Annotated in this window: 21 protein-coding genes; 14 read left to right on the top strand and 7 right to left on the bottom strand. The window is 63.3% G+C overall.

What is annotated here, in order from left to right; all coding sequences use genetic code 11:
* Positions 1-81: 81 nt before the first annotated feature.
* On the bottom strand, positions 82-858 hold the full coding sequence (locus tag ACFSNN_RS40425) for an enoyl-CoA hydratase (RefSeq protein ID WP_134457743.1): 777 nt from the start codon (positions 856-858) through the stop codon (positions 82-84).
* Positions 859-999: 141 nt separating this feature from the next.
* Between ACFSNN_RS40425 and paaN the strand changes: the two genes are divergently transcribed.
* The 5 genes from paaN (at position 1,000) to paaK (ending at position 6,790) form a co-directional block, all read left to right on the top strand.
* Positions 1,000-2,700, top strand: coding sequence for a phenylacetic acid degradation protein PaaN (paaN, locus tag ACFSNN_RS40420; protein WP_134457742.1), 1,701 nt, complete (start codon positions 1,000-1,002; stop codon positions 2,698-2,700).
* Between the two features lie 125 nt (positions 2,701-2,825).
* Positions 2,826-4,028, top strand: coding sequence for a 3-oxoadipyl-CoA thiolase (gene pcaF / locus ACFSNN_RS40415; protein WP_134457741.1), 1,203 nt, complete (start codon positions 2,826-2,828; stop codon positions 4,026-4,028).
* A gap of 50 nt (positions 4,029-4,078) precedes the next feature.
* A complete protein-coding gene (paaG, locus tag ACFSNN_RS40410; protein WP_134457740.1) occupies positions 4,079-4,870 on the top strand; it encodes a 2-(1,2-epoxy-1,2-dihydrophenyl)acetyl-CoA isomerase PaaG in 792 nt (263 codons plus the stop codon).
* Between the two features lie 2 nt (positions 4,871-4,872).
* Positions 4,873-5,334 (top strand): hydroxyphenylacetyl-CoA thioesterase PaaI, encoded by a 462-nt coding sequence (gene paaI / locus ACFSNN_RS40405; RefSeq protein WP_134457739.1) that lies wholly within the window; start codon positions 4,873-4,875, stop codon positions 5,332-5,334.
* Between the two features lie 151 nt (positions 5,335-5,485).
* The gene (gene paaK / locus ACFSNN_RS40400; RefSeq protein WP_134457738.1) at positions 5,486-6,790 is read left to right on the top strand and encodes a phenylacetate--CoA ligase PaaK; all 1,305 of its coding nucleotides are present in this window, start codon (positions 5,486-5,488) and stop codon (positions 6,788-6,790) included.
* Positions 6,791-6,987: 197 nt separating this feature from the next.
* On the opposite strand, the gene mltA is transcribed toward paaK, so the two are convergent.
* Entirely contained in the window at positions 6,988-8,112 is a 1,125-nt protein-coding gene (gene mltA / locus ACFSNN_RS40395) for a murein transglycosylase A (protein WP_134457737.1), read from the bottom strand.
* 28 nt (positions 8,113-8,140) lie between these two features.
* Here mltA and ACFSNN_RS40390 point away from each other — a divergent pair, with 28 nt between their 5' ends.
* On the top strand, positions 8,141-8,302 hold the full coding sequence (locus ACFSNN_RS40390) for a hypothetical protein (RefSeq protein ID WP_012434443.1): 162 nt from the start codon (positions 8,141-8,143) through the stop codon (positions 8,300-8,302).
* Positions 8,303-8,359: 57 nt separating this feature from the next.
* Here the strand turns inward: ACFSNN_RS40390 and apaG are convergent, their stop codons facing one another.
* On the bottom strand, positions 8,360-8,734 hold the full coding sequence (gene apaG, locus ACFSNN_RS40385) for a Co2+/Mg2+ efflux protein ApaG (protein ID WP_012434444.1): 375 nt from the start codon (positions 8,732-8,734) through the stop codon (positions 8,360-8,362).
* A 280-nt stretch (positions 8,735-9,014) separates the two neighbouring features.
* Here apaG and rpe point away from each other — a divergent pair, with 280 nt between their 5' ends.
* The 8 genes from rpe to ACFSNN_RS40345 all read left to right on the top strand — a co-directional run bounded on the left by rpe (position 9,015) and on the right by ACFSNN_RS40345 (position 16,378).
* Positions 9,015-9,698 (top strand): ribulose-phosphate 3-epimerase, encoded by a 684-nt coding sequence (gene rpe, locus ACFSNN_RS40380; protein WP_134459088.1) that lies wholly within the window; start codon positions 9,015-9,017, stop codon positions 9,696-9,698.
* 14 nt (positions 9,699-9,712) lie between these two features.
* A complete protein-coding gene (locus ACFSNN_RS40375; protein ID WP_134457736.1) occupies positions 9,713-10,429 on the top strand; it encodes a phosphoglycolate phosphatase in 717 nt (238 codons plus the stop codon).
* A gap of 369 nt (positions 10,430-10,798) precedes the next feature.
* Positions 10,799-12,292: an anthranilate synthase component I gene (trpE, locus tag ACFSNN_RS40370; protein WP_134457735.1), complete on the top strand. Its 1,494-nt coding sequence runs from the start codon at positions 10,799-10,801 to the stop codon at positions 12,290-12,292.
* 13 nt (positions 12,293-12,305) lie between these two features.
* Positions 12,306-12,908 carry an aminodeoxychorismate/anthranilate synthase component II gene (locus ACFSNN_RS40365; RefSeq protein WP_012434448.1) on the top strand — a complete coding sequence of 201 codons (603 nt, stop codon included), beginning with the start codon at positions 12,306-12,308 and terminating at the stop codon, positions 12,906-12,908.
* Positions 12,909-12,925: 17 nt separating this feature from the next.
* Positions 12,926-13,957, top strand: coding sequence for an anthranilate phosphoribosyltransferase (trpD, locus tag ACFSNN_RS40360; protein ID WP_134457734.1), 1,032 nt, complete (start codon positions 12,926-12,928; stop codon positions 13,955-13,957).
* A 30-nt stretch (positions 13,958-13,987) separates the two neighbouring features.
* The gene (gene trpC, locus ACFSNN_RS40355) at positions 13,988-14,773 is read left to right on the top strand and encodes an indole-3-glycerol phosphate synthase TrpC (protein WP_134457733.1); all 786 of its coding nucleotides are present in this window, start codon (positions 13,988-13,990) and stop codon (positions 14,771-14,773) included.
* A gap of 46 nt (positions 14,774-14,819) precedes the next feature.
* Positions 14,820-15,446, top strand: a complete 627-nt coding sequence (locus ACFSNN_RS40350) for a CYTH domain-containing protein (RefSeq protein ID WP_134457732.1) — start codon at positions 14,820-14,822, stop codon at positions 15,444-15,446.
* Positions 15,447-15,532: 86 nt separating this feature from the next.
* A complete protein-coding gene (locus ACFSNN_RS40345) occupies positions 15,533-16,378 on the top strand; it encodes a uracil-DNA glycosylase (RefSeq protein ID WP_134457731.1) in 846 nt (281 codons plus the stop codon).
* Between the two features lie 129 nt (positions 16,379-16,507).
* Here the strand turns inward: ACFSNN_RS40345 and ACFSNN_RS40340 are convergent, their stop codons facing one another.
* From ACFSNN_RS40340 to ACFSNN_RS40325, 4 genes are all read right to left on the bottom strand, one after another.
* The gene (locus ACFSNN_RS40340; protein ID WP_134457730.1) at positions 16,508-17,104 is read right to left on the bottom strand and encodes an FMN-dependent NADH-azoreductase; all 597 of its coding nucleotides are present in this window, start codon (positions 17,102-17,104) and stop codon (positions 16,508-16,510) included.
* A 154-nt stretch (positions 17,105-17,258) separates the two neighbouring features.
* Positions 17,259-19,049 (bottom strand): M61 family metallopeptidase, encoded by a 1,791-nt coding sequence (locus tag ACFSNN_RS40335; RefSeq protein ID WP_134457729.1) that lies wholly within the window; start codon positions 19,047-19,049, stop codon positions 17,259-17,261.
* 94 nt (positions 19,050-19,143) lie between these two features.
* Entirely contained in the window at positions 19,144-19,869 is a 726-nt protein-coding gene (locus ACFSNN_RS40330) for a DsbC family protein (RefSeq protein ID WP_134457728.1), read from the bottom strand.
* 127 nt (positions 19,870-19,996) lie between these two features.
* The gene (locus ACFSNN_RS40325) at positions 19,997-21,169 is read right to left on the bottom strand and encodes a UbiH/UbiF family hydroxylase (RefSeq protein ID WP_134457727.1); all 1,173 of its coding nucleotides are present in this window, start codon (positions 21,167-21,169) and stop codon (positions 19,997-19,999) included.
* Positions 21,170-21,172 lie beyond the last annotated feature (3 nt).

Raw genomic sequence — 21,172 nt, 5'->3', positions numbered from 1 at the left:
GCGCCCCGTTGTCCGAAGCACGAAAGAGCGAGATTCTAGCGACCCACACCCCGCCTTGCAAGCGTTATTTTGACAAGCGTATTAACGATGCTTGAAAACCGGTTTGCGCTTCTCAACAAACGCGGCCATACCCTCCTTCTGGTCTTCGGTGGCGAAGAGGGAATGGAACAGGCGGCGCTCGAAATGCACGCCTTCAGCGAGCGTCGTCTCATAGGCGCGGTTGACCGATTCCTTCACCATCATTACGGCCGGCAACGGGAATTCGGCAATCGTCGCAGCCGCGGCTATTGCCTCTTCGACCAGCGATGCAGCCGGAATTACACGCGATACCAATCCGGCGCGCTCGGCTTCGGCGGCATCCATGAATCGCGCGGTCAGGCAAAGGTCCATCGCCTTCGCCTTGGAGACGGCGCGCGGCAAGCGCTGCGTACCACCGGCGCCCGGCATGATGCCGAGCTTGATTTCCGGCTGGCCGAACTTTGCCGTGTCGGCGGCGAAAATGATGTCGCACATCATCGCTAACTCGCAGCCACCGCCGAGCGCGAAGCCGGCCACCGCCGCAATAATCGGCTTACGAATGGAGCGGACGGCCTCCCAGTTGCGGGTGATGTAGTCGCCCTTGTAGACATCCATATAGGTATAGGTGGACATCATGCCGATGTCAGCACCGGCCGCGAACGCCTTTTCGCTGCCCGTGACCACGATCGCGCCGATCGCGTCGTCGGCATCGAACTCGCGCAACGCCGCCCCCAATTCGTCCATCAACGCGTCGTTCAGAGCGTTCAATGCCTTCGGACGATTCAACGTGACCAAGCCGACCCGTCCCCGCGTCTCAACAAGAATATTCTCGTAAGCCATGCCGCCTCCTAAAGTTAGAAAAATCGCGCGCGAAAACACTTCGCGCGGTCATCTTAATAATGCTACCATTCACCAACCAACCGGTCGGTCAATTATTCGACAGGCTTTTCCCAACGCACGTACAGCCAAGCCCCCTCTGCCATGACACATCCGCTATTCACCAAGCACGAAGACACGCTGCAAAAGGCACTCACCGCGGTTGAAACGCGCGGCTACTGGAGCCCGTTCGTCGAAATGCCCAGTCCGAAAGTGTACGGGGAAACGGCTAACGCGGACGGCGAAGCCGCATTCAAAGCGCATCTCAACGCGACGTTCCAACTAGACCAACCCTCGACGGGCGAAACCGTCGGCGCAGAAGTCTCACCGTTCGGATTCCCTCTCGGCGTGCGCTACCCGAAGGCGGACCCCGCCGCCCTGATCGCGGCTGCCACCGCTGCCCAACGCGAATGGCGCGCTGCAGGCCCGCAGGCATGGATCGGCGTGTGCCTCGAAATCCTTGCCCGCGTGAATCGCGCCAGCTTTGAAATTGGCTACAGCGTGATGCACACGACCGGCCAGGCATTCATGATGGCCTTCCAGGCCGGCGGCCCGCACGCACAAGACCGCGCGCTCGAGGCCGTCGTGTATGCGTGGGACCAATTGCGCCGCATTCCCGGCGACGCCCATTGGGAAAAACCGCAAGGCAAGAATCCGCCGCTCGCCATGCACAAGCGTTACACCGTCGTGCCGCGCGGCACCGGCCTCGTCCTCGGCTGCTGCACCTTCCCGACGTGGAACGGTTATCCGGGCCTCTTCGCCGATCTGGCCACGGGCAACACGGTCATCGTCAAGCCGCATCCGGGCGCAATTCTGCCGCTGGCGCTGACCGTACGAATCGCGCGCGACGTTTTGCGCGAAGCGGGTTTCGATCCGAACCTCGTCACCTTGCTGGCGACCGAACCGAACGACGGCGCACTCGTCCAGGACCTGGCCCTGCGCCCCGAAATCAAACTCATCGACTTCACGGGCAGCACGCAAAACGGCACGTGGCTCGAGCGCAATGCGCACCAGGCCCAGGTCTACACCGAAAAAGCCGGCGTGAACCAGATCGTGATCGACTCGGTCGACGACATCAAGGCCGCGGCTCGCAACATTGCCTTCTCGCTCGCGCTGTACTCGGGCCAGATGTGCACCGCGCCGCAAAACATCTACGTGCCACGCGGTGGCATCCGCACGGCAGAAGGCACGCTCAGTTTTGACGAAGTTGCCCAAGCCATTGCCGGCGCCGTGCAAAAACTCGTCGCCGACCCGGCTCGCGCTGTCGAACTGCTCGGCGCGATTCAGAACGGAGGCGTGACCCAACGCATCGACGAAGCCGCAAAGCTCGGCCGCGTTCTCGTTGAAAGCTTGACGCTCGAACATCCCGCTTTCGCCGGCGCCCGCGTACGCACGCCGCTCGTACTTCAACTGGATGCCGCAACCGACCATGCGCAGTTCACCAAAGAGTGGTTCGGGCCGATCTCATTCGTGATCGCAACGGACTCGACCGCGCAGTCGCTGGATCTCGCCGGTGCAATCGCCGCCGAGCACGGCGCGCTGACACTGTCGGTGTACAGCACGGACGAAGCGGTGCTCGACGATGCGCACGAAGCCTCGATCCGCGGCGGCGTGGCCTTGTCGATCAATCTGACCGGCGGTGTGTTCGTCAATCAGTCGGCAGCGTTCTCGGACTTCCACGGTACGGGCGCAAACCCGGCGGCAAATGCCGCGCTGGCTGACGCAGCTTTCGTCGCGAATCGCTTCCGCGTAGTTCAAAGCCGCGTTCATGTTGAACCGAAAGCGGCGCCGGCGGTAGCTGGCTGAATGGCATAAGACAAAGCACGGCTTCGTCCTATGCCGTTTGGCCGAATGGACCGGGCTGTGCACCCCAACTAACATGAGACATCGGATCGGCACCTCACGCCGGTCCACCCCCTGCAGGAATCCATATGAACGACGCCTTCATTTGCGATGCGATTCGCACTCCAATTGGCCGCTACGGCGGCGCACTCAAGGATGTCCGCGCCGACGACCTCGGCGCGGTGCCGATCAAGGCGTTGATCGAACGCAATCCCGGCGTCGACTGGCGCGCTGTAGACGATGTCATTTATGGCTGCGCGAATCAGGCCGGCGAAGACAATCGCAACGTCGCCCGTATGTCGGCGTTGCTGGCCGGCTTGCCTGTTGAGGCACCCGGCTCAACCATCAACCGCTTGTGCGGCTCGGGTATGGACGCGGTCGGCACCGCCGCGCGCGCGATCAAGGCGGGCGAAGCGCGCCTGATGATCGCCGGCGGCGTCGAAAGCATGACACGCGCGCCGTTTGTCATGGGCAAGGCGACCAGTGCGTTCGCGCGCCAAGCCGACATTTACGACACGACCATCGGCTGGCGCTTCATCAATCCGCTGATGAAACGCCAATATGGCGTCGATTCGATGCCTGAAACCGCGGAAAACGTCGCCGTCGAATTCAGCGTGAGCCGCGCGGATCAGGATGCGTTCGCGCTAGCGAGCCAGCAAAAGGCCGCTCGCGCCCAGCAGGATGGCACGCTGGCCCAGGAGATTGTCGGCGTCGAAATCGCGCAGAAAAAAGGTGACCCTGTGCGCGTGCTGCTCGATGAGCACCTGCGCGAAACGTCGCTCGCAAGTTTGGGCAAGCTTAAAGGCGTGGTTCGCCCGGACGGTAGCGTGACGGCCGGCAATGCGTCGGGCGTGAACGACGGCGCGTGCGCGTTGTTGCTAGCTAACCAGCAGGCGGCCGATCAATACGGGCTGCGCCGCCGTGCCCGCGTGGTGGGCATGGCAACGGCGGGAGTCGAGCCGCGCATCATGGGTATCGGCCCGGCGCCGGCCACGCAAAAACTGTTGAAGCAACTCGGCATGACGCTCGAACAACTCGATGTGATCGAGTTGAACGAAGCCTTCGCATCGCAAGGTCTCGCTGTTCTGCGTACGCTCGGTCTGCGCGACGACGACCCGCGCGTCAACCCGAACGGCGGAGCCATTGCACTCGGCCATCCGCTGGGTGCTTCGGGCGCGCGTCTGATCACGACCGCGCTGTACCAACTTGAGCGGACCAACGGTCGCTTTGCGCTTTGCACGATGTGCATTGGCGTGGGCCAGGGCATCGCGCTGGTCATCGAGCGGCTCTGACGTCAGCGCCGCAGCGCTCATCGGTCACAGAGACTTTGAGGAGACACCCAATGTCATATGAAGCGATTCGCCTGGACATCGACGCATCGAGCCATGTCGCAACCATCACGCTGAACCGGCCGGACAAGCTCAACAGCTTCACGCGCGCGATGCATCACGAACTGAGCGCCGCGCTCGATCAGGTCGAAACATCCGGCGCACGCGCGCTCGTGCTTACCGGCGCGGGCCGCGGCTTTTGCGCCGGCCAAGACCTCGCCGACCTCGACTTCACTCCTGGCGCCATGACCGATCTGGGTGAACTGATCGAGCAACATTTCAATCCGCTGATTCGCCGCCTGCAAGCATTGCCGCTGCCCGTCATCGCCGCGGTGAACGGCACGGCTGCCGGCGCAGGCGCCAATCTCGCGCTCGCGTGCGACCTCGTGCTCGCGGCCCGCTCCGCCAGCTTCATTCAGGCGTTCGTGAAGATCGGCCTGGTGCCGGACTCGGGCGGCACATGGTTCCTGCCGCAGCGTGTCGGAATGGCTCGCGCGCTGGGGCTCGCCATCACCGGCGACAAACTCAGCGCAGAAAAAGCCGAGAGCTGGGGCTTGATCTGGCAAGCAGTCGACGACGCGGAGCTCGCTGCCACCGCGGCGAAACTCGCGGCCCAACTTGCGCAACAACCCACGCGCGCCATCGCCGCCATCAAGCGGGCCATGCGTGCGGGCGCGACGCAAACGCTCGATCAGCAACTCGATCTCGAACGCGATTTGCAACGCGAATTGGGGGCTTCCCACGATTACGCGGAAGGCGTGCAAGCCTTCGTTGAAAAGCGCGCACCGCGCTTCGAGGGCCGTTGAACATGTCCACGCAAGCCAATCACCCCGATCAGATGACGCCCGACGAACTCGCCCGCGCCACTGCTGCCGCGATGTACGAGAACGATGCGTGCAGCCGCGCGCTCGGCCTCGAAATCGTCGAAGTACGCCCCGGATACGCGCGCCTGCGCATGGCCGTTCGCGCCGACTTTCTGAACGGCCATCAGATTTGCCACGGCGGCCTGATATTCACGCTCGCGGATTCGACGTTCGCGTTCGCCTGCAATACGTACAACATCAACACAGTTGCAGCCGGCTGCTCAATCGAGTTTCTACGGCCTGTGAAAGGCGGCGACGTTTTGACGGCGGAAGCCGTCGAGCAAACGTTGAGTGGCCGAACCGGCATCTACGACATTCGCGTGACGAACCGTGCCGAAGAAACCGTCGCGATGTTCCGCGGCAAATCGGCGCAAATCAAAGGCAACCTGGTTCCAACAGGCGACTGATAACCGCAACCTCGCAGCAAACGCATGACAGATTCCCGGCTCGGCGGCGGCTCTTCGCCGCCACACCGTTAAACAGCAGCCAGCCCCCGGTTTTTTGCGCGCAAGTGCACGTATACCAGACCCAAGCATTGAGGCAGCAAGGAGACATTCGATGACCACCGCCCTTCCGCTCGATCCGATCGAGACCGCCAGCCGCGACGAACTTGCCGCGCTTCAACTTGAACGGCTTAAATGGTCGTTGAATCACGCTTATGAAAACTCGCCGGTTTATCGGCACAAATTCGAAGAAGCCGGTGTTCATCCGAGTGAAGTGAAAACCCTCGCGGATCTGGCGCGCTTCCCCTTCACCACCAAGAAGGATCTGCGCGACAGCTACCCGTTCGGGATGTTCGCCGTGCCGCAGGACCAGATTTCGCGGATTCACGCGTCGTCCGGTACGACAGGTAAGCCGACCGTGGTCGGCTACACGGCGCGCGATATCGACACTTGGGCGAACCTCGTCGCGCGTTCGGTCCGCGCCGCCGGCGCGAAGCGCGGCGACAAGGTTCATATCAGTTACGGTTACGGTCTGTTCACGGGCGGTCTCGGCGCGCACTACGGCGCCGAGCGCGCGGGGCTCACCGTGATCCCGTTCGGCGGCGGTCAGACTGAAAAGCAGGTGCAACTGATCCAGGACTTCCGGCCGGACATCATCATGGTGACGCCGAGCTACATGCTCTCGATCGCGGACGAACTCGAGCGGCAAGGCGTCGACCCGGCCAATTGTTCGCTGCGCATCGGCATCTTCGGCGCGGAGCCGTGGACCAACGACATGCGTCAGGCGATCGAAAAGCGCATGGGCATCGATGCTGTCGACATCTACGGTCTGTCCGAAGTGATGGGTCCGGGTGTCGCGTCGGAGTGCGTGGAAACGAAAGACGGCCCGACCATCTGGGAAGATCACTTTTATCCCGAGATCATCGATCCCGAAACCGGTGAGGTGCTGCCGGACGGCGAGCTCGGCGAACTGGTGTTCACGTCGCTGACCAAAGAAGCGCTGCCGATCGTCCGTTACCGCACGCGCGACCTCACGCGTCTGCTGCCGGGCAGCGCCCGCACCATGCGGCGGATGGAAAAGATCACCGGCCGCTCAGACGACATGATGATCGTGCGCGGCGTGAACGTGTTCCCGACGCAAATCGAAGAATTGCTGCTCAAACAGCGTGCACTCGCGCCGCACTATCAGATCGTGCTGACCAAGGAAGGCCCGCTCGACGTGTTGACGTTGAACGTCGAGCCTTGCCCGGAATCGGCGCCGGATACGGCCGCGTTGAGCACGGCCAAGCAGGCGCTGGCCTACGACATCAAGGCGCTGATCGGCGTGAGCGCGGTGGTGAACGTGCTGGCTGTGAATGGCATCGAGCGTTCGGTAGGCAAGGCGCGGCGCGTGGTGGACAAGCGTAAGTTGGGGCTGTGACGACTAGCGCCTTTACGCGACGCATGCAGCACCATGCATGCGTCGTATCCGTTTGCGCGCGCGACCGAAGCGACCCGCCACGCCAGAAACAATGTGCAGCTGACCAATAAGTAGCGCGGCCTCGCTCGCCGCGCCGCTTACGGATCGCATCAACCAGAACTAGCGGCGGCGTTAAACGTAACGTCCACCACTAGACCTCAAGAATTCGGCAGTAACAACCACATACGGCCGCCCTGCTTCATCTTGCCGGCCAGATCGCCGGCGTCGTCGCCGAGGCCCCAGAAGTAATCGGCGCGCACGCCGCCTTTAATCGCGGAACCTGTGTCCTGCGCGAAGACGAGGCGATTCATCGGCGAATTCGTCAACGGACGCGTGGTCTGCAAGAACACCGGCGTACCGAGTGGGATCGAAGTCGGATCGACCGCGATCGACCGCTCCGGTGTCAACGGCACACCCAACGCGCCGATCGGTCCGTCCGCGCCACCGCCCGGCGCGCTCTCGCCGGATGGCATCTCGCGGAAGAACACGAAGCGCGGATTCGTATCGAGCAACGCATCGACGCGCGTCGGGTTCGCGCGCGCCCACGCCTTGATGCCCTGCATGGTCGCCTGCGCGGGCGTGAGTTCGCCGCGGTCCAGTAGCCAGCGTCCGATCGACCTGTACGGCTGGTTGTTAGTCCCGCCAAAGCCGAGACGCATCACGCTGCCGTCTTCCATCACGATGCGCCCGGAGCCCTGCACTTGCAGGAAGAACGCTTCGATAGGATCGTCGACCCACACGAGTTCGTTACCGTTGAGCACACCCGCGCGCTCGAGTTGCGCACGCGCCGGCAGCGGCGCGCCCGCGCGATAACTCGCCGGCCAGCGATACAACGCGGTCTGATACACGCCGTGCCGAGTGCGAGAACCACGCAGCAACGGCTCGTAGTAACCGGTGACTAATCCGTCGAGCGTGCCGTCGGTATTCGCAAGTTGAAAGGGCGTGAAATAGGCTTCAAAAAAAGCCCGCGCACTGGTGACGTCGAGGTCGTCGATTTGCGAGGCTGCGGCACAGGCGCGCGCCCAGTTCGGTTGACGCGCGAGCCTCGCGCAGTTTTGCCGCAACGCGGCCGTCGCGCCGATCAACGAGTCGTCCTGCCAACCCGGCACCTGCTGCCAGGCAACGGCAGTTAGCCGTGTCGCGGCAATCTGTCCGGGTATGATCGCTGCGCCCGTGGGTGGCGAAACCGAGGGCCGGACCGCGCCGCCGCCGCCGCAGGACGCCAGCATCACCGCAACCGAAAGCGCTCCGAGCCATGCTCCGGCCGTGCGGACAAAACGCATACAATGTTCGTTCTTGATGGAAACCGCCATGTCTGATCTGTTCGACGAATACCCGATGCTCATCTTCGCGCTGGAGTCGCTCCTCGCGCTCTTCCTGCTCGTCTTTATCGTTGTATGGACGTCGTCCGGCAAGAAGAAAGCGGCGCGCGCCAACGCAAGTGAACAACAGAAGCAGCAAAAATCGCAGTAGAGCTGCGCGTTCAACCGCGCGTTGAGCTTCTTAAAGACCGCGGGCCGCGCCCTCGGTTCAATGCAACGTACGCGGCATGCGCAGGATGAACTCCGGCACTGGCGCGTCGAAACGCTCGCCGTCCTCGGCCACGCAGAAGTACTCTCCGCGCATGGTGCCGACCGGCGTGGCGATCACCGCCCAACTCGTATACTCGAAATGCTCGCCCGGCTTGAGCAACGGCTGATGTCCGACCACGCCCAAGCCCTTCACTTCCTGCACGCTCTTGTCGCTGTCGGTGATGACCCAATGACGCGCGATCAATTGCGCGGGCACCTGGCCGGTGTTACGGATGGTCAGCGTATATGCGAATGCATACTGGCGGCGCTCCGGGTCCGACTCTTCGGGCAGATATTGCACCTGCGCCGAGACGCTGAATTCGTACTGGCTCATCCTGATTCCGGTCTGCTGAAACGGGGTGTGAAAAATCGCGGGAAAGCCCGAACGCCAATGGTTTGCGGGCGCGTTGGCGATACGGCGCTGATGGTTTTGGCATTCTGCTTGATGCGCGCCACGCCCGCAACCGGACAAATCCCTTTGGCCAAGGGCCACTAAGGCGTTTTGTCACATTCGCCGCTTGAACGAAGGTTCGCGCCCGAAAGCGTCCGCGAACCGGAACGCCCGCGCACAAAACGGTAAAATGGCGCTTTCCCCGCTTGCCTCCGCCCCCGCCATGACGCAATTCCGCATCGCTCCAAGCATTCTGTCAGCCGACTTCGCCCGCCTCGGGGAAGAAGTCCGCAACGTTGTCGCCGCCGGCGCCGACTGGATTCACTTCGACGTGATGGACAACCATTACGTGCCGAACCTGACCATCGGTCCGCTCGTCTGCGAGGCGATCCGCCCGCACGTCGACGTGCCGATCGACGTGCATCTGATGGTGCGCCCGGTCGACCGCATCGTGCCAGACTTCGCCAAGGCCGGCGCGAATCTGATCAGCTTTCACCCGGAAGGCTCGGACCATATCGACCGCACGCTGTCGCTGATCCGCGACCACGGCTGCAAGGCCGGCCTCGTGTTCAACCCGGCCACCTCGCTGAGCCATCTGGACTACGTGATGGACAAAGTCGATCTCGTGCTGATCATGTCGGTGAATCCGGGCTTCGGCGGCCAGTCGTTCATTCCCGAGGCGCTCGTCAAGTTGCGCGAAGCACGCAAGCGCATCAACGAATACAAGGAACGCACCGGCCGCGAGATTCATCTGGAAGTGGACGGCGGCGTGAAGGTCGAGAACATCGCCGAAATCGCGGCGGCCGGCGCGGACACCTTCGTGGCCGGCTCGGCGATCTTCGGCCAGCCGGATCACAAGGTCGTGATCGAGAAGATGCGCGCGGCACTCGCCAACATCCAGCACTAAAGAATCGACGCACAATGACCACTCCGTTCCCCGCCCCGACTTTCACCGGCCCACGCCTGCAAGCCGCGATCATCGACCTCGACGGCACGATGATCGATACCGCCGACGACTTCACCGCCGGCCTGAACGGCATGCTCGCGCAACTCGACGCGGAAGAAACGTCGCGCGAAGAAGTGGTCGGTTATGTCGGCAAGGGTTCGGAGCATCTGATCCGCAGCGTGCTGGCGCCGCGCTTCGAAACGGAGCACGCGCAAGACCGCTTCGACGAAGCGCTCGCGATCTATCAGGAGGAATACGCGAAGATCAACGGCACGCACACGCGGCTCTATCCCGATGTCGAAGCCGGCCTGATCGCCATGCGCGACGCCGGCCTCAAGCTCGCCTGCGTGACCAACAAACCGCATCGGTTCGCGGTGGAATTGCTGCAGCAGTATGGGCTGGCCCAGTATTTCAGCGTCGTGATCGGCGGCGACAGTCTGGCGAAAAAGAAGCCGGATCCGCTGCCCATGCTCACCGCGGCGGCGCAGTTGGGCGTCGAGCCGCAGGCCACGGTGGCCATCGGCGATTCGGAAAACGACGCGCTGGCGGGCCGTGCGGCCGGCATGGCGACGCTCACGGTGCCCTACGGCTACAACCACGGCCAAGCTATACAAACAATAAAATCCGATGGTATAGTTGGCTCGCTGCTCGACGCCGCCAAGGCGATCGCAGCGCACCAATCCACGACCTGAAAAGTCCTTCATCCTCATGTTTCTGAATAAAAAACGGAGTCTGATTAGCATCGACCGGGGAGCCTGGCCCTGGCGTCGCTGGTCGCGCTAACCTCGCCTGAGGTACGCTGAAGCTCGTCTTCGGCAACCGTTTTTTACTTCGCTGCGCTCACGCGTTTTTTCCATCATCTTGTTTCGCTGCATCGGTTGATTCGGCCTGCGCGTACCCGCAAAGTACCGTTGTGCGCTGAAATCCCTTGCACGCGTCGATGGGAAACTCGCGCCGGTCGGTATCATCTGTCGACACGTCGAACGAACGCCTGACCGGCCGCGCAATGACCCGTTTTGTCCGACGCATGCTGGCGCCGGATCACCGTACAGGATCGGAACATGACCGAACTCGAATTCCAGTCCCTCGCCAATGAGGGCTTCAACCGCATTCCGCTGATCGCCGAAGCGCTCGCCGACCTCGAAACGCCGCTCTCGCTCTACCTGAAGCTCGCGCAGAGCGAGCGCAACGGCGCCAACTCGTTCCTGCTGGAGTCGGTGGTGGGCGGCGAACGTTTCGGCCGCTATTCGTTCATCGGACTGCCGGCGCGCACGCTGCTGCGCACCCGCAACGGCGTGTCGGAAGTCGTGCGCGACGGCAAGGTCGTCGAGACGCACGAGGGCGACCCGCTCGAATTCATCCAGCAATTCCAGGGCCGCTTCAAAGTGGCGCAGCGCCCCGGCTTGCCGCGCTTCGCGGGCGGTCTGGCCGGCTATTTCGGCTACGACGCGGTGCGCTACATCGAGAAAAAACTTGCGCACACGACGCCGAAAGACGATCTGAATCTGCCCGACATCCAGTTGCTGCTGACTGAAGAAGTCGCGGTGATCGACAACCTTGCGGGCAAGCTTTACCTCGTGGTCTACGCCGATCCGACGCAGCCCGAGGCCTACACGAAAGCCAAACAGCGTCTGCGCGAACTGCGTCAGCGCTTGCGCGCGACCGTGCAACCGCCGGTCACGTCAGCCAGCGTGCGCACCGAGACCTACCGCGAGTTCGCCAAAGACGATTACTTGGCGGCCGTGCGCAAGGCGAAGGAATACATTGCCGCTGGCGAACTGATGCAGGTGCAGGTCGGCCAGCGCCTGACCAAGCCGTACCGCGACAATCCGCTCTCGCTGTACCGCGCGCTGCGCTCGTTGAACCCGTCGCCGTATATGTACTACTACAATTTCGGCGACTTCCACGTGGTGGGTGCATCGCCGGAAATCCTGGTGCGCCAGGAAAAGCGCGGCGAGGATCGCATCGTCACGATCCGGCCGCTCGCCGGCACGCGTCCGCGTGGCAATACGCCGGAACGCGACGCCGAACTCGCCACCGAACTGCTGAACGACCCGAAGGAAATCGCCGAACACGTCATGCTGATCGACCTCGCGCGTAACGACGTGGGCCGCATCGCGCAGATAGGCTCGGTGGTCGTCACCGACAAGATGGTGATCGAAAAGTACTCGCATGTGCAGCACATCGTGAGTTCGGTCGAAGGCAAGCTGAAACCCGGCACCACCAATTTCGACGTGCTGCGCGCTACCTTCCCGGCCGGCACGCTGTCGGGTGCGCCGAAGGTCCGCGCGATGGAACTGATCGACGAACTGGAACCAGTGAAACGCGGCCTGTACGGCGGTGCCGTCGGCTACCTGTCGTTCACCGGTGAAATGGATCTGGCCATCACGATCCGCACCGGCGTGATCGCGAACGGCAATCTGTATGTGCAGGCGGCAGCGGGTGTAGTCGCGGATTCGGTGCCGGAATCCGAATGGCAAGAGACCGAGAACAAGGCGCGCGCCGTGTTGCGCGCCGCCGAGCAAGTTCAAGACGGCCTCGATAGCGACTTCTGACCGGAGACACACCATGCTGCTCATGATCGACAACTACGACTCGTTCACCTACAACCTGGTGCAATACTTCGGCGAACTCGGCGAAGACGTGCGCACCTATCGGAACGACGAAATCACGCTGGACGAAATCGCGAAGCTCAACCCGGAGCGCATCTGCCTGTCGCCCGGCCCGAGCAATCCGCAACACGCCGGCATCACGCTCGACGTGCTGCGCGAATTCAGCGGCAAGACGCCGATTCTCGGCGTCTGCCTCGGCCATCAGGCCATCGGCGAGGCCTTCGGCGGGCGCGTGGTGCGCGCGCAAACCATCATGCACGGCAAGGTCAGCACGATCGAAACCGACTGCAAAGGCGTATTCGCCGACCTGCCGAAACACTTCGTGGTAACCCGCTATCACTCGCTCGCGATCGAACGCGAATCCCTGCCCGACTGCCTGGAAGTGTCCGCGTGGACTGAAGACGGCGAGATCATGGGCGTGCGTCACAAGGAACTGGCCGTCGAAGGCGTGCAGTTCCACCCTGAATCGATTCTGTCCGAACACGGCCACGCGCTGCTCGAAAACTTCGTGAAGCAGTCGAAGCTCGCCGGCGCGCAAACGTCCAATCGCAACGCTTGATGAAAAGAGACGACATCATGACGATTACGCCCCAGGAAGCGCTGCAACGGACCATCGAGCACCGCGAAATTTTCCACGACGAAATGCTGCATCTGATGCGGCTCATCATGCGCGGCGAACTCTCGCCCGTGATGGCGGCGGCGATCATCACCGGCTTGCGCGTCAAAAAAGAGACCATCGGCGAAATCACCGCCGCCGCCACGGTGATGCGTGAGTTTGCCCGGCACGTCGAAGTGCCGGACAACTCGAACTTCGTCGATATCGTCGGCACCGGCGGCGACGGTTCGCACACCTTCAACATTTCCACGGCAACCATGTTCGTTTCGGCCGCGGCCGGCGCCAAGGTCGCGAAACACGGCGGCCGCGGCGTTTCGAGCAAGTCGGGCAGCGCGGACGTGCTTGAAGCGCTCGGCGTGAATATCGACTTGCAACCGGAGCAGGTGGCGGCGTCGATTGCGGAAACCGGCATGGGCTTCATGTTCGCGCCGAACCATCACCCGGCCATGAAGAACATCGCGCCGGTGCGCCGCGAACTCGGCGTGCGGACCATCTTCAATATTCTCGGGCCGCTGACCAATCCGGCCGGCGCACCCAATCAATTGATGGGCGTGTTTCACGGCGACCTCGTCGGCATTCAGGTGCGCGTGATGCAGCGTCTCGGCGCGAAGCACGTGCTGGTGGTGTACGGTATGGACGGCATGGACGAAGTCTCGCTCGGCGCGGCGACGCAAGTCGGCGAGTTGCGCGACGGCCAGATCCACGAGTACGAGATTCATCCGGAAGACTTCGGCATGCAGATGGTGTCGAACCGTACGCTGAAAGTGGCCGACGCCACCGAATCCAAAGCGATGCTGCTCGACGCGCTCGACAACAAGCCGGGCGTCGCCCGCGAAATCGTCACGCTGAATGCAGGCACCGCCTTGTATTCGGCGAACGTGGCTTCGTCGATCGCGGACGGCATTCAGTTGGCGCGCGAAGCGATCGCGAGCGGCAAGGCGCGAGCCAAGGTCGACGAACTCGTTCGCTTCACCCAGCAATTCAAGCAGTGATCAAGTAGCAATCAACGTAGCGAGACACTTATGAGCGACATCCTCGACCGTATCATCGCGGTCAAACGCGAAGAAGTCCGCGCGGCCGAACAGAGCGCGCCGCTCGAAGAGCTGCGCCTCGAAGCATCGTCGCGCGACATTCGCGACTTCGTCGGCGCATTGCGCGCGAAACACACGGCAGGCCTCGCCGCGGTGATTTCCGAAGTCAAGAAAGCGAGCCCGTCGAAAGGCGTGTTGCGCGAGCACTTCGTGCCGGCCGAGATCGCGCGTTCGTACGAAAAACACGGCGCGGCCTGCCTGTCCGTGCTCACCGACGCGCAGTTCTTTCAGGGCAGCGTCGCGTATCTGCAGGAAGCGCGCGCGGCCTGCAATTTGCCGGTGCTGCGCAAGGACTTCATTGTCGATCCGTACCAGATCGTCGAAGCGCGCGCGATGGGCGCCGACGCGATCCTGCTGATCGCCGCCGCACTCGAAACTTCGCAGATGCAGGACCTCGAAGCGCTCGCGCATTCGCTCGGTCTCGCCGTGCTCGTCGAAGTGCACGATCGCGACGAGCTGATGGAATCGCTCACGCTGAAAACGCCGCTGATCGGCATCAACAACCGCAATCTGCGCACCTTCGAGACTTCGATCGAAACGACGATCGGCATGCTCGAAGCGATTCCGGACGACCGCATCGTCGTCACGGAGTCGGGTATTCTGTCGCGCGCCGATGTGGAGCGCCTGCGTGCAATGGACGTGCACACGTTCCTCGTCGGCGAGGCGTTCATGCGCGCGGACGAGCCGGGCGTGGAGCTTGCGCGGATGTTTTTCTGAGCACGGTGTCAAAACGCGGCACGCGGCGCACGTAGCGGAGCAGATCATGGGCATGGAAAACGAAATCAAGCTGGCGCTGCCGCCCGCGCAGGTGAAAGCGGCGACGCGTTGGTTCGTCGCTCGCACCGGGGCGCAGGGTCGTCCGATCAAGCTGGTGAATATTTACTTCGACACGCCTGCGTTGGCGCTGGCGGGTTCGAAAAGCGCCTTGCGTTTGCGGCAGACGCCGGACGGCTGGCTGCAAACTTTCAAGACGGTGGGCAACGCCAAGGAAGGTTTGCACAGCCGGCATGAATGGGAAATGCCGGTGGCCGGTGAAAAACTGGAGATCGACGCGTTGCTGCGCGACTGCGACGAGCCGTCCGCCGCAGACGCTTTGCGTCAAGCCGCGCCTGAGCTGACAGAACTGTTCCGCACGAATTTCACCCGGACGCTGTGGCATGTCGAAGTCGACGGCTCGGACATCGAAGCGGCCATCGATCAAGGCGACGTGTTCGCCGAGGTCGAAGGCGAAACGCGCCGCGCGCCGATCTCGGAAGTCGAGCTCGAACTGAAGTCGGGTGACGAAGCCGCGCTTCACACGCTCGCGGCGGAACTCGGCAAGCAGATAGCCGGCCTCGCGCCGGACAATATCAGCAAGGCGCAGCGCGGTTATAAGTTGCGGGCTGGCTGAGGCGCGGTAAAGCGACTGGGCAAGCGCGCCAAGGCGCGCCGCCTACACCTTGAGCAACGCCGCGTTTGCTGCGACACTTCCCCGCCATGACCTCCGCTTCCCGTACCCGCTCCAATCCGTCGCAAGCTTCGCTGTTCGGCGACGCCACACCCACACCAGCCAAGGCTGTCATGACGACCACCCAGCCGCAGCAATCCGGCGCGAGTGCGCCGCCGCCGACGCTCGAAGCGCAATTCGACGCCCTGCCGCCCGCGTGGCGCGCGCATCTCAAACCGTTCATCGAAAGCGACGCCTACGCGCCGCTCTGCCGTTTCGTCGACGGTGAACGCGCCGCCGGCAAAACCGTCTATCCCGCCGACGTCTTCCGCGCGCTGCGTCTGACCAGTCCCGACGACGTCAAAGTCGTGATCCTCGGCCAGGACCCGTATCACGGCGAAGACCGCGGCACACCGCAAGCGCACGGACTCGCGTTCTCCGTGGCGCCGAACGTGCGCACGCCGCCTTCGCTGCGCAATATTTTCAAGGAGATCGCCGCCAGCCTCGGCCACGAGACGCCGCGTCACGGCTGTCTCGACACATGGGCGAAGCAAGGCGTGCTGCTGCTGAACACCGTGCTGACCGTCGAGCGTGACTCAGCCGCCAGCCACGCGAAACGCGGCTGGGAAAAATGCACCGACACGCTGATCCATGAACTGGCCATGCGCCATGACGGCCTGGTGTTCATGCTATGGGGCGCGCATGCGCAAGCCAAGCGCGCGCTGCTCGGCGGGAAGTCGCATTGCGTGCTGGAAGCGCCGCATCCGTCGCCACTGTCGGCGCATCGCGGTTTTCTCGGTTGCGGGCATTTTGCGAAGGCCAACGACTATCTTGCGCAGCACGGCCGCGAACCGATCGACTGGCGTTTGCCCGACGAAGCGCAAATGCTGGCGTAAAAACCGACGGCGATAGGCATCGAGCATCACACAGCCGCTGTGCCTCAAAGCAAAAACGCCACGGACTCAAAGATCCGTGGCGTTTTCATTCCAGCAGGCTATCCGCCGCTTCGAAGCGGCGCAGCCAGGTTACGCGGCAGCGATCGCTTCACGTGCCGAAGCCAGCGCGGCACCTGCAGCGTCCGGGCCCATGTTCAGGCCTTCAGCGTAGATGAAGTTCACGTCGGTCATGCCGAGGAAGCCGAGGAAGCTCTTCAGGTACGGCGTCTGGCTGTCGTTCGGCGTGCCCAGATACTTGCCGCCGCGTGCCGACACGACGTAGACCTTCTTGCCCTTCACGAGACCTTCCGGACCATTCGCCGTGTACGCGAACGTGATACCGGCACGGGCGATGAAGTCGAAGTACGTCTTCAGTTGCGACGAGATGCCGAAGTTGTACATCGGCGCGCCGATCACGACGATGTCGGCGGCCTGCAGTTCGGCGATCAGCGCTTCGCTGCGCGCGGCGATCGCGGCTTGCTCGGCGGTGCGTTGGTCGGCCGGCGTGAAGAACGCGCCGAGGACGGCGTCGTCCAGGTGGGGCAGCGGCTCAGCTTGCAGATTACGGACGACGACTTGCGCGCCCGGATTCGATTGTTGCAGCTTGGCGGTCAGTTCGTTGACGAGCAGCGTCGAGTTTGCGCCTTGCGAACGGGCTGCCGAGTTGATTTGCAGGATCGTGGTCATGGTTGACTCCAGTTGGGGCGCGCAGTGTTGCGCGAATGGAGCCATTGTGGTTTTTTGCCGCACCCGGAACAAGCCATCCGGCGGCGACGGATTGTTGCACTGGTAGAACAATCCGCTGGTCCGGGCCGTCCATTGAAGGCGGCCCGGACGACGATCAGCTAGCCAGCCAGCGCTCACGCGCCTTGCGCGCGGCGGGCCGCTTGTCGCTGGCGGTGAGCTTGTAGCGCGCCACCTCGGGCCCGTCCAGCTTGACTTGCGCCGTGCGCAGCTCGTCCCGGCGGAACGCGTGAACCTCGACTTTCGCGCCCGGCTGATAGCGCGCGAGCAGCCCGTCAAGATTCGAGCCGGTTACGCGCAGACCGTCGAGCGCGATCAGCACGTCGCCGGCCGAGAGTCCGGCTTTTTGCGCGGCGCTGCCGTCATGAACCGCCGCCAGCGTGCAGTCCGCGCCGCCGCGCACGCGCGCGCCGAGCGACGGCTTGCCGTTTTTGTCCAATTCGGGCGCGATGTCGACACCGAACGGCGCGAGCAGCGTGTCGAGCGGCAGATCGCGCGTGCCGTGCACAGCTTCGGCAAACAGCTCGGCCAGGTTCGCGCCGGTTGCTTCCGCGAAAAGCGCCTCGATCTCACTTTCGTCGACGCCGACCGGTTGGCCACGATAAAAATCGCGGCCGAAGCGCTGCCACAGCAAACGCATCACGTCGTCGAGGGATTTGCGGTTATTGGTTTGCGCGCGGATCGTCAGATCGAACGCGAGCGCGACCAGCGAGCCCTTGGTGTAATAGCTGACGATCGCGTTCGGCGCGTTCTCGTCCTGCCGGTAGTACTTGACCCACGCGTCGAACGAGCTTTCGGCGACGGTCTGCTTGAGACGCCCGCTGCCGCGCTGCACGCCGCCGATCACCTTGCCGAGCATGCCGAAATAGTCGTCCTGCGAGATCAGCCCGCTGCGCACGAGGATCAGGTCGTCGTAGTAAGAGGTGAAACCCTCGAACAGCCACAGCAGCGACGTGTAGTTTTCGACACTCAGATCGTACGGCGCGAACACCGCAGGCTTGATGCGTTTCACGTTCCAGGTGTGGAAATATTCGTGGCTGCACAGGCCGAGGTAAGTTCGATAGCCTTCGGTCAGCGCCTCGCGGCCTTCTACCGGCAGATCGCCGCGATTGCAGATCAGCGCGGTCGAAGCGCGGTGTTCGAGGCCACCATAACCATCGGTGACGGCTTGGGTCATGAACACGTAGCGATCCACCGGCGCCTTCTTCGACTTCGGCTCGAACAATGCGATCTGCGCTTCGCAAATGCGCTTCAGGTCGGCGGACAGACGCGCCATGTCGAGCCCGACCACGCGCCCGGCGATCACGATGTCGTGCGGCACGCCATGCGCCTTGAACGTCGCCAGTGCGAATTCGCCGAGCGTGACCGGATGATCGATCAGCTCGTCGTAGTTCTGCGCGCGATACTCGCCGAAGCCATACCGCTTCGTACCACGCGCTTCCGGCAACGCGGTCGCGACACGCCAGTTGCGATAGGCCGCCCCCTCGGGCTTCTGGATATCGACCACGCACTGCGCCGCTTCGTGACCGAGCGGCGAGAGAAACACGCTCGTGCCGTTGAAAAAGCCCGTCGTATCGTCGAGATGCGCCGCGCGCACCGACAGATCCCACGCATAGACCTCGTAGCGCAGCGTCAGCGCGCCCTTGACCTGCGCGGCTTGCCATGTGTGCTTGTCGGTCTTTTCGACACGCACCTTGCGGCCCGCGTCGTTGAAAGCGCGCAACATCACGATGTTGCGCGCGAACTCGCGCACCATGTAGCTGCCCGGAATCCACACCGGCAGCATGAAACGCTGGCCGGCCGGATCGGGATCGGCGACGGTCACGGTGACTTCGAACAGATGCGCGGCGGGTTGTTTGGGAACGATGGTGTAGCGGATCGGCTTCATCGGCGGCAATTAGAAGAGGTCAGGCGGGGATGTTCGGGCTTGATGCGAAAGGAGGCGCACGACGCGCCTCCTTTGCTTGGTTTGTCGTGCGTGCTCAGTGCACCGCGGACATTTCCTTGTCCAGCCGGTCAGCCGGCACGGCGCCCGGTAGACGGCGCCCGTCGGCGAGAAACACTGTAGGCGTGCCGTCGACGTTCATGGCGTGGCCGAGCGCCAGGTTTTTGTCGATCGCGGCGGTGTCGCAGGTGCCGGCGGCGGTGGGCGCCTGGTGATCCTGCATCCACGATTCCCACGCCTTCGCGCGATCCGCCGAGCACCAGATCGACTTCGACTTGGCAGTCGAATCCGGTGACAGCACCGGGTAGAGGAAGGTGTAGACCGTCACATTGTCGATCGACTTGAGCGTCGTTTCGAGCTGCTTGCAGTACGGGCAGTTCGGATCGGAGAACACGGCGATCTTGCGCGCGCCGTTGCCCTTCACGACCTTCACCGCGTTGCCGAACGGCAGGCTCGCGAAATCGATACGGTTGGTTTCCGCCAGACGCGCTTCGGTCAGATTCTTGCGGGTCTTGGCGTCGACCATGTCACCGAGCATCAGGTAATCGCCATTCGCGTCGCTATAGACGATCTGCGTGCCGAGGTTCACTTCGTACAGGCCGGCAATCGGCGACTTCGTCACGCTCTTGATCGACACATCGGCGAGACGTGTTTGCAGCGTGGCCTTGAGCTTGTCGGTGGTCTGGTCGGCCTGCGCGGAGCAGCCGATCGTGACGGCGGCGATGGCAAGCACGGCGGCTGCCATGCGGAAAGTTTTTTTCATGCTGAATTCCTGGTTCGATCGCGCAATGCGCGCAGTGCTCGTTTCCTGACGTTTCCGGTCTGACTGGAACGGCGTCCATCCGTTCATGATACCTGTCTCGCCGGCCGCGGCATGCCGGCCGGATGCTTCAACCCAGCGCGGCCGACACCAGCCAGCGTTTGATGAACGGCTGCGCCCCGACAAACGCCATGCCGGTGTTGCGCAACACCTTGGCAAACGGACCGGGGACGGAGAAGAGTTTTTGCAGGCCGTCGGTGGCGATCATCAGCGCGCGGATGTCCTCGCGGCGCGAGCGTTCGTAGCGGCGCAGCAGCACCATGTCGCCGAGATCGCGGAACGACTCCTTGCCGGCGACGGTGTCGGCGAGCGCCGCGACGTCGCGCAAACCGAGGTTCATGCCCTGCCCGGCCAACGGGTGAATCAGGTGCGCGGCGTCGCCGACCAGCGCGACGCGCGGCGCCACCAGCCGGTCGACCGTTTGCAGCGCGAGCGGGAAGCCTTGCGCCGGCGTCACGCAATCGAGCGCGCCGAACTGGCCGCCGGTCACGCGTTCCACTTCAGCGGCGAGCTGCGCCGGATCGAGCGCGACCAGCTGCTCCGCGTGCTCGGTGCGCGCCGACCAGACCAGCGAGACGTGACCGTCCGGCATGGGCAGCAGCGCGATGATCTCGCCGTCCTTGAACCATTGGTACGCGGTTTCGCTGTGCGGTTTTTCCGCCTTGAAATTGGCGACCACGCCGGTTTGCTTGTAGTCGCGCCGGACCATTTTCGAGCCGATTTGCGCGCGCACCCACGAATGCGCGCCGTCCGCGCCGACCACCAGATCGGCGTCGAGCACGTTGCCGTTGGCGAGGCCGACGCTGGCGCTGTCCGCGGTGAAGTCGAGCGCCTGGGCGCGCGTGTCGATCCAGGTGAGATTCGGCTGGAAGCGCAGCGCCGCATCCAGCGCACGCTCGATCACCGACGATTCGACGATCCAAGCCAGTTGCGGCACGGAAGCCTGGAACGCGGAGAAATGCAGTTCGGCGTGCGCGTCGCCGTAGACGCGCATGTCGTACACCGGCCCGAGCCGCGCCAGATCGAGCGCCTGCCACACTCGCAACCGCTCCAGCAAAGCCTGTGAGCTCGACGACAGCGCGTAGACCCGCGAATCGAAGGCGGCGCCGGCGGGCAGCGCCGCGCAAGGTTGCGCGAGCAGCGCCACGCGCAGTCCGCCTTGCGTCAGCGCCAGCGCCGCGGTCTTGCCGACGAGCCCGCCGCCGATCACGGCGGCATCAAAGGTCTGATGGTGTGCGTTCATCCG

The organism is Paraburkholderia dipogonis (assembly GCF_042680985.1).
In the GTDB taxonomy this organism is placed as follows: domain Bacteria; phylum Pseudomonadota; class Gammaproteobacteria; order Burkholderiales; family Burkholderiaceae; genus Paraburkholderia; species Paraburkholderia phytofirmans.
This window is presented reverse-complemented; position numbering and strand designations above follow the sequence as displayed.